At 44.3% G+C, this 14,276-nt stretch carries 9 protein-coding genes; 1 reads left to right on the forward strand and 8 read right to left on the reverse strand.

What is annotated here, in order from left to right; genetic code table 11:
* The first annotated feature begins 17 nt into the window (after positions 1 to 17).
* Positions 18 to 548, forward strand: coding sequence for a hypothetical protein (locus ACVW0P_RS09595; protein WP_457131885.1), 531 nt, complete (start codon positions 18 to 20; stop codon positions 546 to 548).
* Positions 549 to 599: 51 nt separating this feature from the next.
* On the opposite strand, the gene ACVW0P_RS09600 is transcribed toward ACVW0P_RS09595, so the two are convergent.
* The 8 genes from ACVW0P_RS09600 to trhO form a co-directional block, all read right to left on the reverse strand.
* Positions 600 to 1,400 carry a carboxylesterase family protein gene (locus ACVW0P_RS09600; RefSeq protein WP_457131886.1) on the reverse strand — a complete coding sequence of 267 codons (801 nt, stop codon included), beginning with the start codon at positions 1,398 to 1,400 and terminating at the stop codon, positions 600 to 602.
* A 63-nt stretch (positions 1,401 to 1,463) separates the two neighbouring features.
* Entirely contained in the window at positions 1,464 to 2,822 is a 1,359-nt protein-coding gene (locus ACVW0P_RS09605; RefSeq protein WP_457131887.1) for a glucoamylase family protein, read from the reverse strand.
* A gap of 54 nt (positions 2,823 to 2,876) precedes the next feature.
* On the reverse strand, positions 2,877 to 4,553 hold the full coding sequence (locus tag ACVW0P_RS09610; protein WP_457131888.1) for a glucoamylase family protein: 1,677 nt from the start codon (positions 4,551 to 4,553) through the stop codon (positions 2,877 to 2,879).
* 94 nt (positions 4,554 to 4,647) lie between these two features.
* Positions 4,648 to 5,481 carry a LamG domain-containing protein gene (locus ACVW0P_RS09615; protein WP_457131889.1) on the reverse strand — a complete coding sequence of 278 codons (834 nt, stop codon included), beginning with the start codon at positions 5,479 to 5,481 and terminating at the stop codon, positions 4,648 to 4,650.
* A gap of 18 nt (positions 5,482 to 5,499) precedes the next feature.
* Complete coding sequence (locus ACVW0P_RS09620; RefSeq protein WP_457131890.1) at positions 5,500 to 6,984, reverse strand: RagB/SusD family nutrient uptake outer membrane protein; 1,485 nt, start codon at positions 6,982 to 6,984, stop codon at positions 5,500 to 5,502.
* An 11-nt stretch (positions 6,985 to 6,995) separates the two neighbouring features.
* Positions 6,996 to 9,992: a SusC/RagA family TonB-linked outer membrane protein gene (locus ACVW0P_RS09625; protein WP_457131891.1), complete on the reverse strand. Its 2,997-nt coding sequence runs from the start codon at positions 9,990 to 9,992 to the stop codon at positions 6,996 to 6,998.
* A 257-nt stretch (positions 9,993 to 10,249) separates the two neighbouring features.
* A complete protein-coding gene (locus ACVW0P_RS09630) occupies positions 10,250 to 13,135 on the reverse strand; it encodes a ligand-binding sensor domain-containing protein (protein ID WP_457131892.1) in 2,886 nt (961 codons plus the stop codon).
* 72 nt (positions 13,136 to 13,207) lie between these two features.
* The gene (gene trhO / locus ACVW0P_RS09635) at positions 13,208 to 14,167 is read right to left on the reverse strand and encodes an oxygen-dependent tRNA uridine(34) hydroxylase TrhO (protein ID WP_457131893.1); all 960 of its coding nucleotides are present in this window, start codon (positions 14,165 to 14,167) and stop codon (positions 13,208 to 13,210) included.
* Between the last annotated feature and the right edge of the window lie 109 nt (positions 14,168 to 14,276).

The following is a 14,276-nucleotide window of genomic DNA, read 5'->3' on the forward strand; positions in this document are numbered from 1 at the left end:
CCACTTAAACAAACACGATGAAAAAACTTAGACATGCATTAATACTAACAATGCTAATTGCCGTAAACGCGGTATCATGTAAAAAAGACGACGGTAACACTAACAACAACGCAGGTGGCGCGGCTACAGTTACTGCAAGTAATTATGGTTTCGACGGTACCGCGGGTGCTTCATTTAAAAGCACAAAAGCCGGCATTGTACAAGTAGGGAATCTTTGGACGCTTAGCGCGATTAAAGATGGTAGTAACGAGTCTGTTTCTATTGTACTGGGTAATGTTACATCAACAGGTACTTACAAGTTAGACCAGGATAACAATGATGGCAACGGCGCTATCATGTTAAAAGATTTTAACAGCCCAACAGGTGTTGGCAGCTACAGTACAGACCTACCGGCAACAGGCGGCATGAAAGGCGGTGGCGAAGTTATTATCACCAAATTAACCAGCACCGAAGCCGAAGGTACATTCTATATTGTTGCCCATAACAGCGCAGGTAAAGATGCTTTTGTTGAACAAGGCAAATTTTCAGGAACTTTAAATAAACGATAAGATCAACTAAACCTTACGATAAAGCGTCCCCGGCTTCCGGGGGCGCTTTATTTATTTACTGTGAGCGAATAACCAGGGGATAAGCTGTGGCTCGGCGAAGGCGTCGTCCCAGCTATTATGGTCATCGTTTGGGTAAATGGTAAATTTGGGGTCGGCACCGGCGGCTTTAAGGGCATCAACCACCACCTGTGAGTGATCGAAAGGTACCACGCTGTCCTTTAACCCGTGGAAGATCCACAAGGGAGTTTTCTTAGCGTACTTGCTTACGTTATTGGTGTTATCGCCACCGCATATGGCAAAAGCCGCGGCAAAGGTGTTTGGTTTGCGCCTCAGCATTTCAAACGTACCCATACCACCCATGGAAAGACCGCCGATATACAATTGCTTTTTGTTTACAAATGGTTTGTCCAGAAAATTAGCTACTAAACCTAATAAGGCGCTCATGGCTTTTGTAGGTTCGCCGCCTTCCTGGAAATTGAATACGTATTTGCCTGCGTCGTTTTTGTTAATTTTTACGTTAGACCAAAACCCATCTGCCGGGCATTGCGGGAAAACTACTATAGCCGGGTAATTCTGGCGGATGGTATCATTCAGGAATAACTTGGGGCAGTATTTTATTTGCGACTCGTTGTCGTTACCTCGTTCACCTGCACCATGCAGCACAATAATGAGCGGATATTTTTTGTTCGGGTCGAATTTTTTGGGGAAGAGGATACGGTAAGCCAGCGTATCTTTTTTGGAAGTATATGAACCCTTATCAAATGCCGAATTAACCTGCGCCTGCGCTAAAAAAGGAAATGCCAGGTACATAATACCCAGCATTGCCAATATTCTTACTTTTTTAATAATCATGGTAAACGTTTAATGTGGTTATCTCTACTAAACGTAAATAAACCGGTTTCGATTTAAATCAACCTATTTATTTTTTAATGCGGTTACCGCTGTGCTTTTAAAATCCAGCTTTTTGAGGCCGTTTTGGATCTCGGGAGCACTCATAAATAAGTTCCACAACAAGCCACTGCGATAATTCTCTATCATCACGATGATAGGCCCCTGGTCGATAGCCAGGTATGATTTTGCATACCAATCCTTGGATTCGCTAAAGGCATCGGTAAACCCATACTCGCCCCATATCTTATCGCCAAGGTCATAGTAGAAATGTCGCAAAGCTTTCATCGAATACTCCGGCGTGTACGGGAATGCCGATAAAGCCGCGGTAGGTGTAATTACACCCAGATCATTATCCGGCGAGTGTGCGTTGTACCCTTCGTAATTATCACTGGCGGTTAAGCCCCATGAGTTTTCGCCATAGCCCTTAAACTTTTTAGGGTTATCTATACAGTAGGCACGGTTAATAAGCGTATGGTTAAGGTTCTGCTCCCAGTAATTGGCATAACGGTCGCTTAAGCCTTTTGGGTTAAGCCCAAGGAATGAATATTGCGAAAAGAACAACGGGCCGCCATAGTGGAAACCCAAAGGCAATTTGTAGCCGTAATAGGTATTGCCGTTCTTGAAAAAGTCGCTTTGTGCCCAACCGCGGTGGTAAACATCGGCAGTAACGGGGTAGCGGTCGGCCGATGCGGCAAGGATGTAGGTGATCAAACACTCATTAAACCCACGGATTGGGAAGTTCATAGCCCAGCCGTTGTTGGGGCTCCAGTGCCAGTACAGGTTGTCGCGCCCTTCGTGTGTGTACCAGCTCCACTCTGTTTCGCCCCAGATCCAGCTGATAACATCGCGTATGCGGCGTTCTTTTGGCGTATTTGCGGTGTAGTATTGTTTAGCGCAGATAAGCCCTTGCAGCAGGTATGCGGTCTCTACCAGGTCGCCGCCATCGTCCTTACGGCCAAAGCGGATAGTTTTACCAGTTTCGCCGTTTAGCCAATGTGGGAATACGCCATGGTAAGCATCGGCCCGGAATAAAAACTCAACGATCTTCAGCATCCGGTCGACAGATTGTTCATGGGTGATGAACTTGCGGTGATCGGCTGCTATCATGGCCATAACGCCAAAACCAGAGCCACCAATGGTTACTACTTCATTGCCATAATCGAAAGATGTATTGCTGCGCTCGCGGGCAAGGCCACTTACCGGGTGGCCAAAATCCCAAAAATAACGGAATGTTTGGCGCTGTACTACGTCTAAAAGGGCGCTGTCGCTAAGGTTTTTTATAATGCCTACCGGCTTTATGCCACCTTGTTTAGCGGTCGGCTTTTGTGCCATGCCGTAAACCGATGCCATTGCCAGGCAGGCGGATATTATTACTTTCTTCATTAGTGGATCTGTTTAAAAAACTGCGGGTTAGTTTAAGATAGCAGTTTTTAATTCTTATAAATTAGGGCTGGTAAAGCCTAAACCTTTCATGCCGGTTTTAATTTCGGGGCAGCTCATAAATAAATTCCACAGCAAGCCGCTTCTGTAATTCTCTATCATCACGATGATAGGCCCCTGGTCAATAGCCAGGTACGAATCTGCAAACCACGGGTTATTTAAGTTATACGCGTCGTAAAAGCCGTAAGGCCCCCACATTTTGTCGCCCAGTTTATAATAGAAAAATTTAAGCGCCGCCATTGATTCTGTTGGCGTATATGGTAACGATGAGATAGCCGCAGTAGGCGCAATTATACCAACATCATTTGTTGGCGAACTGGCTGTGTAGCCACCTTCAATATCGCTTGCGGTTAAGCCCCAACTTTCGGTGCTATAGCCATAGTACCCTTTGGGGTTGGCAACAGTGTATTTGTAATTGATTTTGCTATGTGCTTTATTCTGTTCTTCGTAGTTAGCGTACGCATCGCTTAAGCCATTCGGGTTGATACCCAGGAATGAATAATGTGCAAAGAATAACGGGCCGCCCTGCGGTGGGCCTAAAGGTAGCTTTACACCATAGTAAGTGTTGCCATTCTTCATACTGCCATTGCCAGCCCAGCCCTGGTCATAAACAGCTTTTGGCACACTGTGCGTGGTAGACGAAGCCGCCAATACGTAAGCGATCAGTCCTTCGTTCCAGCCGCTAATTTTCATGTTGATGGCCCAACCGTTGCTGGGGCTCCAGTGCCAATATAATACGTTTTGATCGCCCTGCCTAAACCAGTCCCACTCTACGTTGTTCCAAAGCGTGTTGATATCTGCGCGCAGGGTTGTTTCATCATTACCCGCACCGTTAAAATACTGGCGGGCGGTAAGCAGGCCCTGCATCAGGTAGGAAGTTTCTATCAGATCGGCACCATTATCCAATGCGCTAAAAGGCTGTACCGCGCCTGTAGCGCCGTTTAACCAATGCGGGAACGCCCCATGAAAAGTTTGGGCCTTTGTTTTCAGGAAACCTACTATTTTTTGCATGCGGGCCACACCCTCGGCACGACTGATAAACCCACGGTTAACACCAACCACCATCGCCATAATACCAAAGCCCGAGCCGCCCGTAGTAACCACATCGCCCGATGTATTACGCTCGCGGGCGAGGCCGCTGGTCGGGTGCCCAAAATCGTAGAAATACTTAAAAGTTTGTTTCTGAACCAGATCAAGCAGCTGGTTGTCTGATATGGTAGTAAATTTATTAGTAGAATCGATACCCGTGGCAAGGGCAACGTTTACGCCGGATTGCAGCGCGCCATCTTTTGAAGACCTTAGCGCTGTGCTTACATCCAAAGTGTATTTACTGATAACCGCAAGCGTAGGTTTTATAACTATGGTATTGTCGCTATCCTCGTAGCTGGTAGCGAAGCTTACCGCCGCGCCCGCTTTATCTTTTAAGCTTACAGCTGATGCAACAGTTGCCTTATTTACCGGGGTAGAGAAGGTTATTTTGATAACCGGGGTTTTGTTAACGTTGGCATAGGTGTAACCATTAAATACACCGTTTACCTTTAGGGCATCAAAACTGAACGACGAAGGCGTTATGGGTTTAACAGGATCTGGTGTTGGCGTGTTGCCACCTTTACTGCATGCAAAAAACACCATCAATAAACTTAAGCCGGCAAAAATCTTTAAATCTCTCATCATCAATACATCTTGGTAATCAATTGGCCTGCAACCAAATTTCAAAAAAAGAGGCTGCCCGGATATACACCGAACAACCTCATACTCAATCAAATGTTTACTTTCCTCGTCCTTCAAGTTTAGCAATAGCGCCAACTTCTTTGTCAGATAGTGCTTTGCTATATATTCTTACTTCGTCAATAGAACCAGTTAAAAAACTTGCCCAGCCTTCAGCACCGTGGGTTGTTGTTTGGCTTGGCGTGGTCATAAACTGCGGTGCGCCAAATACGATGTTACCCTGGTTTTTAAAGTTTAAAGGGCCTGTAACACCTGGAAAAGCCTGGTTAACAATGCGTGTACCATTTATATAAACTTTACAGGTTGCCGTAGCTGCATCATAAGATACCGCGAAGTGTACAAATTTATCGAACCAGTTTTTTGTGCCATTAACTTCTAAGGTTTTATCATCGGTACCATTAAAAATGTGGATCCGCAATAAACCGTTGTCGTTTGTGCTACCGTTCTCGAAAAATATTTCGATGTTGCCCCAAAAGCCGGCTTTGTTTGCTAATGCAAAAACAGGTACGATACCCACAGTTGGTGGCGGGGTGTTGATCCACTCGGCAAATGTGAAGCTTGTTAAGCTGGAGACAGCGGCAGACGGCGCTGTTAACACATAACTATTTAAAGCGCCTTGTAAAGCACCGCCTTTAACACCTGTGCTAAAGGTTGTACCTGTGTTTGTACCGGCAACCTTTGAAACGCTATCAACCAAATTGCCATCAAAAGACCATTTTGCAACAAGGCTTTCGGGAGCGACTTCGTTTGAGCTGGTGAAACCATCAATACTTAACGGCGGGGCGTAAGAAGATGGGTCGAATTTTTTTTGACATGAAGATAGCGCGGTACTTACAAGTGCCGCCGCTATTAAACATATATTTAATTTTTTCATTTTATGTAAAGGTTAAAATTAATTGTATCCCTGGTTTTGAGTTAATACGCCAAAGCTTAAGTCTATCTCGTTCTGTGGGATAGGCCAAACTTCGTTTTTGTTAGCTTTCCAGCCTTTAGGGCCAAATACGGCTAACCCACGTCCCTGGCGTATAACGTCAAAGTAGCGGTCATACTCTTGTGATAACTCAACCCTTCTTTCTTTCCAGATAGCAGTACGTAAGGCTTCCTTATCGGTTGTGGTAACTTTTGGTAAAACTGCGTTGTTACCGCCCCTTGCTCTTGCCCTAATCAGTTCAAGGTCTGCGAGCGCCGTAGTAGCGTCGCCAAGTTCATTGGCTGCTTCAGCATTCATTAACAATACATCAGCATAACGTATCACGCGGATATTTTGCTGCACACCTTCGTTGTATCCGTTTACGAACATGCTAAACGGCACGTAAGCTTTTTGGTTATACATTGGGTTATCACCAGTTGCCGGTATCGCATCACCCTCGGGCGTAGTTTCGCCGCGGAAAATGATAGATGCATCACGGCGGGGGTCGCCTGTTTCAAAAGCATCCGCAAGGCTTTGGGTTGGTACATTAAAGCCCCAACCACCACCGGTTACACCCCTTACACCCTGTATTTGCGAATACTGAGAATTTGATGCAGCAGGGTTACCCGGTATAAGGTCACTCTGGATCTCAAATATCGATTCCACATTGTTCTCGTTATTGGTCCTGAACATTTGCTCGTAATTAGGGAACAATGAGTAACCTAAGCCTTTTACCTGGTTGGTAAACGATAAAACATCAGCCCATTTTTGCTGGTACATAGCAGCTTTAGCGTGTAACGAAAGCGCTGCGCCTTTAGTGATCCGGCCCGCATCGGTAGCGGGATAGGTGGCAGGCAAAATAGCGGCAGCGTCTACAAGGTCTGTTTCTATTGCAGCCCAGACCTGCGCTTTTGGCGTACGCGGAATGTTATACTCGCTTGCATCTTTTGGTGGAGCAAGGCGCAAAGGCACATCGCCAAAGGCCCTAACCAACCTAAAGTAAGCGTAGGCCCTTATGAATTTACATTCGGCAATGTAACGGGCCTTTAAATTAGCATCCATTTCAATTGCAGGCACACGGGTAATAACCTGGTTTGCAAAGTTGATTGTTTTGTATTCGCCACCCCAAAAGTCACCAATCTGGCCCTGGCCTGCGGTTACAGTAAAATTGTCGTAATCGTTCATGTAAGTGGCGTCAGTTGCGCTGCTGCCTTTTTCAGTATCGTCAGAACCAACACTTTCAATTGCCATAGGGGCAAAGGCAATGTTTGTCCACTCGTGCAGGTTAGCATAAGTGGCGCTTACTGCGGCCTTGGCATCATCGGCAGTTTGCCAGAATTGAGTTGCCGGCTGTTGCGCCTGGCGGGGTACATCTAAAAAGCTTTTTTTACAGCTTTGCGATAATATAAGAGATGCAAAAAGTGCAATACCTGCTGCTTTATGCAATATATTTTTTGAGTAATTCATTTTTAATTAAATTAAAAAGTAACGTTAACACCAAAGTTATAAGTAGCGTATAACGGGTACACGCTTGCATCGATACCTGCACTGCCGGGGCCACCACCAACTTCGGGGTTAAAGCCTTTGTATTTAAAGAAGTTTAACGGGTTTTGCGCGTTAGCGTAAACTCTTAAACGTTTAATACCGATAGTATTTAGCATCGAGCTTGGCAAGGTGTAACCCAATTGCGCGTTCCTAACCCTGAAATAAGCACCGCTTTCTACATAGAAAGAGTTTGGTGCCGAGTTACCGGTTGACCCTACGTTTGCTGATGGGTATGTATTTGAAGTACCCGGCCCATGCCAGCGGTTGTCATAAAAGTCTTTCGTGTAGTTTTCGTTACCAAAGCGGTAGGCAATGTTTGCGTTGTAAACATCAACACCTGCAAGGCCCTGAAAATCTAAAGCCAGATCGAAGTTTTTGTAGCCAAAGCTGGTATTAAAACCGTAGTTGTATTTAGGGTTAGGGTTACCTAATACCACGCGGTCTTTACTGGTAATGGTTCCGTCCCCATCGGTATCGGCATATTTAAAGTCGCCTGGCTGTGCGCTGGTTTGGCCGGATGATGCAACCTCAGCTGCGGTTTGGAAAATACCCACAACTTTGTAACCGTAAAACTGGCCAATTGGCTCGTTAACTACCGAACGTGTTGCTAAAGCACCGTTTGCTATACCATCACCACCCTGATATAACGGGTTTTTGCCCGATACAACTTCAAGCAATTTATTGTTGTTGATACCAATATTACCGCTAACCGAGTAAGTGAATTCGCCGGCAGTTCCTCTCCATGTTGCAGAGAACTCTAAACCGCGGTTACGGATCTTAGCCTGGTTGCCAATTAAACCACCCGAAGTACCTGTTGAAGATGGAACAGGGATAACAAAAATAGCGTTGTTGGTTGTACGGTTATAGTAATCAGCCTCAATAGTTAAATGGTTATTAAACATTGCCGCTTCTAATCCAATGTCGGTACCTACGCCAATTTCTAAACGTAAAAGTTCCGGCTGTACGGTATTGTAACTCGCGCCCTGGTAAGGCACGCCGCCAAACACCGCGGTTAAATAAGGGTCGCGTGCTATGGTTGGGGTTAACGGGTTATAAGGGATACCTGCGTTACCTACTTTACCCCAGCTGCCCCTTAGTTTTAAAAGGTCAAAAACGTGCTGATCTTTCATGAAATCTTCTTTGGTGATAACCCAACCCGCACCTATTGAAGGAAGCGTAGTGTGTAAGAAATCGCCGTAGAATTGTGAAGCGGCATCATCACGGATAGAGGCGTTTAACAGGTACTTATCTTTAAAAGCATAATTGACACGGCCAAAGTATGATGAAGCCGTATTTAATGAACCACCATCAGTAGAGGTACGGTTTGTACCAAGTGACAAGTAAAGGTTTTCATCGCCACCGCCCGGTACATTCTCTGCACGGCCGTTAAATGTATAACCCTGGTTGCGTTGCGCGGTTTGGCCGGCTAATACCGAAATTCTGTGATCGCCAAATTGGTTATCGTACGTCAATGTATTTTCAACGATCCAGTTGCGGGTTTCGGTCCTGTCCTGGCTTAATACGCTGGTAGTGTTACGTTGCTTTAAGGTAGCAACATATAATCCGTTGTAGTTTTTAACTTCTGCCTGGCCAAAATCGCCACCTCCACTTGTTTTAAAGTTGAAGTGTTTTAAGAACGTTAACTGCGCGTATACATTACCTGTAAAACGGAAGTTAGTTGACCGTTGGTTGAAAAAATCAAGTGAGGCTTGCGGGTTGTAGTTATTGCCATCGCCCAGGTTGTAATCACTTGGATCACCGTAAGCGCCATCGGCATAATAAACCGGCACAACAGGCGCTGCGCCATAAACTTCGTGGAATATGCCACCGGGGATATCTTTTGATTTGCTGTATAAACCGCTTGCACTTACACCTAATTTTAGGTTTTTGTACGGTTGGTAGTCATCTGTTAAACGCATTGTATAGCGTTTGTAGTTGTTGGTTTTGATGTTACCGTTTTGGTCAAGTATCCCTAATGACAAGTTGTAGCTCGATTTTTCGGCACCGCCGTTTATCGATACCTGGTGGCTTTGTACGAATGCGTCCCTCAGTATTTGTTTAGACCAATCCGTACCCGTGCCATAACTGTTAGGGTCGCTAAATAATGGTGTAGAGCCATTGCTTGCAAACAGTTCATTAATAATGGTAGCATATTCGGTAGCATTAGCCATTTTTACCGGGTTTGTAACCGATTGCCAGCCCGCGTAACCGTTGTAATTAACAGTAGTAGTGCCTTTTTTCCCTTTTTTGGTAGTAACCAAAACAACACCGTTGGCCGCTCTGATACCGTAGATAGCGGTACTCGAAGCATCTTTAAGGATGCTCATGTTTTCAATATCCGAAGGATTAAGAAAGCTGATATCATCGTACCAAACACCATCAACTACGTATAGTACGTTAGTGTTACCATATATGGTACCCGCGCCACGTATCACTACTTTTGGCGATGCCCCCGGCGAACCTGAGTTGGTGATCTGCACACCTGCCACTTTACCTTGTAAAGCACTTAGCGGGTTAATAGATGCTTGTTTTGAAATTTCTTCGCCTTTAACTGATGCTACCGAACCGGTTACATCAAGTTTGCGCTGAACGCCGTAACCGATTACAACTACGCCCTGCAACTCGTTGGTTGCGCTTAATAGTGATACATCGATATTGGTACGGCCAGAAATTAAAACGTCTTGCGTGGTATAACCTAAGTAGGATACCTGCAGTGTTGCATTTGATGCGGCACTTACCGTGTAAATACCATTGACATCAGTTTGAGAGCCTGAGGATGTACCCTTTACAGCAACTGATACGCCTATAAGCGCTTCCCCGGTTTTTGCATCAGTAACCTTACCTTTAATAGTAACGTTTTGTGCAAATAGGGCAGTTGAGAAAAAAGTAAACAATAGGAGCAAGCCCGAGATTGTGTAAATTCTCTTCATAGTGGTTAATAAATTTTAAGTACTGGTTTAATTGGTAATTGTGGGTTCGAAGTTGAGGAGATATTCTATTTTAAACAAATAATGCAACTCTACATTAATACATCAACCTTAAAATACTTTCACAAATATTTTAAGAAAGAAATATAAATTGTTGATATACACCAATTTAGTGATATATTTTGCTTGGCTTGCATACTACAAGTATTATGCAAGCATAGTAGTAGCAAAGTAGGGGTATGAGAGGTAATGATGTAGTGTTATAACTCGATGAGAAATTCTACCAAGTTCTTGTCATGGTCGAGATTAAGCTTTTTACGTAGCCTGTAGCGCCTTATTTCTACGCCTCGTAAAGAAATGTTCAATAACGATGCCATTTCTTTACTGCTCATGTTCATGCGCAGGTAGGCGCAAAGCTTTAAATCGTTGGGTACCAGGTCGGGGTGGCCGTATTTAAGTTTTTTGAAAAAGTTTTCGTGCGCCTCGTTAAAGCTATTTTCAAAAACATTCCAGTCGCGGTCATCGCTCATTCCTTGCTCAATAACCTTGTGGATCTTTTTGAGCTGATCTTCTGACAACTTTTTGCCGCTGCTATCTTTAAAATGGTCTATCTCGTCACTTATTTTTTGAAGCAATTCGTTCTTGTAGACAATATTCATGGCCGAGTTTGCCAGTTCACGGCTCTTGCTTGCAAGATCAGACTGCAATTGCTCGTTTTTAATAGTTACGATATGCTGCTCATTAGCAATTGCTTCGCGCTGTAAAAATTCTTCTTTTTCGCGTTGCAGGTTATCCTGAATCTCGTGCTGGTGGCGCTGTAGTTTCAGCAGGTAGTATTTGCGGATAGCGTAGTATATCAACGCCGCCATAATCAAATAAAATACGATGGCAGCCTTACCCGCATACCATGGTGGCAAAACCTCGAAGGTAAATGTGGTTATACCCGATATGTTTTGGTCGTTAATTTTAGCACGTACTTTAAAATGGTAAGTGCCCTGGTTAAGGTTGGTAAATTCTTTTTGGCTTTGCGCGCTCCAATCGCTCCACTGGTGCGAATAGCCCTCCAGGTAGTATTGGTATTTTATTTTCGACTGCTTATAGTAAGGTAGCGAATATGCAATTCGGATATTGTTTTGATTGAAGGGGATTGCTATCTCGTTGTCATCGCTGTTCATATCCGTTATTACCGATGTTTTGTCGGTGATATTGTCTACCTGGCGTATCAGTACCGATGGCAACTTCAGGCTTGGCTGGCGCGATGCATCTTCATCATTTAATATTACAAAGCCATCGTCGACACTTATCAGGTAGATCTGGTTATTGATCATGCTGATGTTCTCGTAATTCTGCACCATTTGGCCGTTAAGGCTACTAAAGCGGTTAGAGTCGATAGTAAGCTTGCCGGGCACGGATAGGTCTGCCAGTGCCACGCGCCCATGGTTGATGAACCAATATTTTTTGCCGATGGCTGCTATTACTTTGTTTGATGATTGAAAAGTGTTTAGCTTTTTATTTAGCTGCTGATATTTATAAAATCTATCGGTGATATCATCGTAAACATAAAATCCCGAATCAGATGAAAAAATAATCCGGTTATCAAGGTTAAAAACGCCTACATTATAGCTATCAGGTAATCCCGAGCTTTTGTCGTAATATTTTCGTGAACCTACCTTTTTATTGTCTGCAGTCAGCGTTATTTTATAGATGCCCTTGTAGGCATGGCTTACCCAGATCTGCCCTTTACTATCCTGCTCCACATAACGTGACGGTTCGCTAAAACCCTCTATTTTATGGTCGAAGGCCCAGTTCCCCGCAGCGTCTTTGCGATAAATAACCAAACCATTATACGTGCCCTGTATAAGTTGATCGGCATTGATTTTTTTGATGGTCCACCCGCCGCTTAAGGGGTTTATTTTGGTGAGTGAATTGCCATTTACCTGGAACGTGCCGTCGTTATGGCCGCAAAGCAGCTTGCCATCCTGTAATGATAGTTCCCAAACCTGACCCTGCGACCCCGGGATGAGCTGAAAATCAAACGACCGGAATAAGCGCTTGTTGCCGGGATTTATCCAGTCACTATAGTACAGGCCCTGGTTGGTACCCAGATAGATCTTATTGTTAAAAATGATGCTGGAATATACCGTGCCGAAGCGCCCGGTTTTATCAAAGTAGAAATATAGCGGGGAATTTACTTCTATACGGTCGATACCATTGTCCAGCCCAGCCCATAAGTTTTGTTCGGCATCGGTATATAAACTTAAAACCGTGTTATTTTGCAACCCGCTGGATTTGTTGATGTGTTGTACCACATTGCCCGCGGTATCGATAATAACAATACCGTTTAAAATAGTGCCGTAAGCAAAGTATTTACCGGGTATGGTAGCGCCATTGTTGAGCTGGTAATTTTTAAGAAAGTCATTTGCCTGGTTTTGCCATCGCTTTATGGTAGTACCATCGTATATAAACAAACCATTTTTAGCAGTGCCAATAAGGTATTTATTTGGGGAAAATGGCAGTATTGACAGTACACGGCCGCCTAAAACATTACTGCCGTTTACATAAATGAGTTTATTATTTTTTAGTTCGAACAGGCCTGCATCAACCTGTTCCACAAAATATCGGTTGCCTGTTTTAAAAAGGAACAGGAATGGTTTAGGGGCTTTTATGACATTTATTTTGCCATTACTGTAAATGTAGATGGAGCCAAACGATTGAAAGATAACCCTATTATTATCGACATAGATCTTCCAGGTTTCTTCTGTTACAGGCTGGTGTTTCTTTGGAACAAGATGGGTAAGGGAATTGTATTTGAGGAAGCCTTTTTTATTGTTTTCCCAGTAACCGAATTCGCCAAAGCCGCCAGAGTAAATTTTGCCTTTGCCATCAGCAGCTACCGAGCGTACGATGAGGCCATTTGGCATCCGGTTAAGCTGCCAGTACTTGCCATCGAAAGAGAGCAGGCCCTCGTCGTTACCAAAATACATGATGCCGTGCTCATCCCGCGTTACCGACCAGTTTTGATTACCCGACTGATACTGCGCCTTGGTATAGTTTTGTACATAAGGCACACCAATGCTTTTTACATCGGCTGCATTAGCCAGTGTATTAATGAGTGTCAGTAAAGCAAACAGGAATTGTTTACGCATAGGTATAGCCGCACGTGTTGGTATGTCGTCAAAAATACAAATTGACTTTGAATAACCGTGACGCTTGTAAGCCTAATCTGCTAATTGAACGATTCCCTTTTTAGCAGTATTTACCGGCTGGGGTACTTTTACATAGTAACCTGTGCCATCGTAAATACGTTTGCGTGGGTGTTCTTTACAATCATCGCTGCAGCAGCCATCCATTGCGGTGCCGCACTCATCACACTGTGTGAAGTGTTCGTTACACTCGGGGTTGGCGCAATTGATCATCTTCGGCGTGGTTTTACCACAGTTACGGCAGGTTGAAATAACAACCGGGTTTACGCTGTTTACATCAACCGAAAGGCGGTTGTCAAAAACGTAGCATTTGCCCTCAAAGTCTTCGCCGCCGGTTTCTTTACCATATTTTATAATACCGCCATGTAGTTGGTACACGTCGCTAAAGCCCTCGTGCAGTAACAGGGCAGATGCTTTTTCGCATTTGATACCGCCGGTGCAATAGGTAAGTATTTTTTTATCCTTGTATTTGGCAAGCTCATTTATCATTGCCGGAAAATCGCGGAAGTTCTCAATATCCAGCGTGACGGCGTTCTTGAATTTGCCAAGGGAGTGCTCATAGTTTGAGCGTACATCCAATATCACCACATCATCACGGTCCTTCATGGCCAAAAATTCTTTTGGTTCTAAATGTTTACCGGTTTGCTGTTGCGGATTTATCATACCCGGGTCGCGAAGGCCAGAGTGTACAATCTCTGATTTATAACGGCAGTGCATTTTTACGAATGATGGCTCATCCACCTCATCCACTTTGAAATCGATACCTGCAAAACGCTCGTCTGCATGCAGGGTATCTATATAAGTTTTGCACGCTTCGGCAGTGCCGGAAACGGTACCGTTAAGGCCCTCATCGGCCACAATAATGCGCCCGGTTAACCCAAGGGATTTGCAAAATTTTAAATGATCGGCTGCAAATTGCTCACCATCGGCTATTGTTGAATAACAATAGTATAGTAGTGTGTTATATTTTATCATGACTACATTGATACCGCTGCAAACGGTGTTAAATGAAGCGCAAAGATAGTAAAAAGTTGAAAGTTTAAAGTCGAAAGTGAGCTATTGGTACTTTGCACTTTCGACTTTG

This window comes from Mucilaginibacter sp. UYNi724 (assembly GCF_054057495.1).

What these genes read in the sequence shown, in the direction of transcription:
- ACVW0P_RS09605 (WP_457131887.1), bottom strand. Translation starts at nt 2,822, where the DNA reads ATGAAGAAAGTAATAATATCCGCCTGCCTGGCAATGGCATCGGTTTAC.
- ACVW0P_RS09610 (WP_457131888.1), bottom strand. Translation starts at nt 4,553, where the DNA reads ATGATGAGAGATTTAAAGATTTTTGCCGGCTTAAGTTTATTGATGGTG.
- ACVW0P_RS09620 (WP_457131890.1), bottom strand. Translation starts at nt 6,984, where the DNA reads ATGAATTACTCAAAAAATATATTGCATAAAGCAGCAGGTATTGCACTT.
- ACVW0P_RS09625 (WP_457131891.1), bottom strand. Translation starts at nt 9,992, where the DNA reads ATGAAGAGAATTTACACAATCTCGGGCTTGCTCCTATTGTTTACTTTT.
- ACVW0P_RS09615 (WP_457131889.1), bottom strand. Translation starts at nt 5,481, where the DNA reads ATGAAAAAATTAAATATATGTTTAATAGCGGCGGCACTTGTAAGTACC.
- ACVW0P_RS09630 (WP_457131892.1), bottom strand. Translation starts at nt 13,135, where the DNA reads ATGCGTAAACAATTCCTGTTTGCTTTACTGACACTCATTAATACACTG.
- ACVW0P_RS09600 (WP_457131886.1), bottom strand. Translation starts at nt 1,400, where the DNA reads ATGATTATTAAAAAAGTAAGAATATTGGCAATGCTGGGTATTATGTAC.
- trhO (WP_457131893.1), bottom strand. Translation starts at nt 14,167, where the DNA reads ATGATAAAATATAACACACTACTATACTATTGTTATTCAACAATAGCC.
- ACVW0P_RS09595 (WP_457131885.1), top strand. Translation starts at nt 18, where the DNA reads ATGAAAAAACTTAGACATGCATTAATACTAACAATGCTAATTGCCGTA.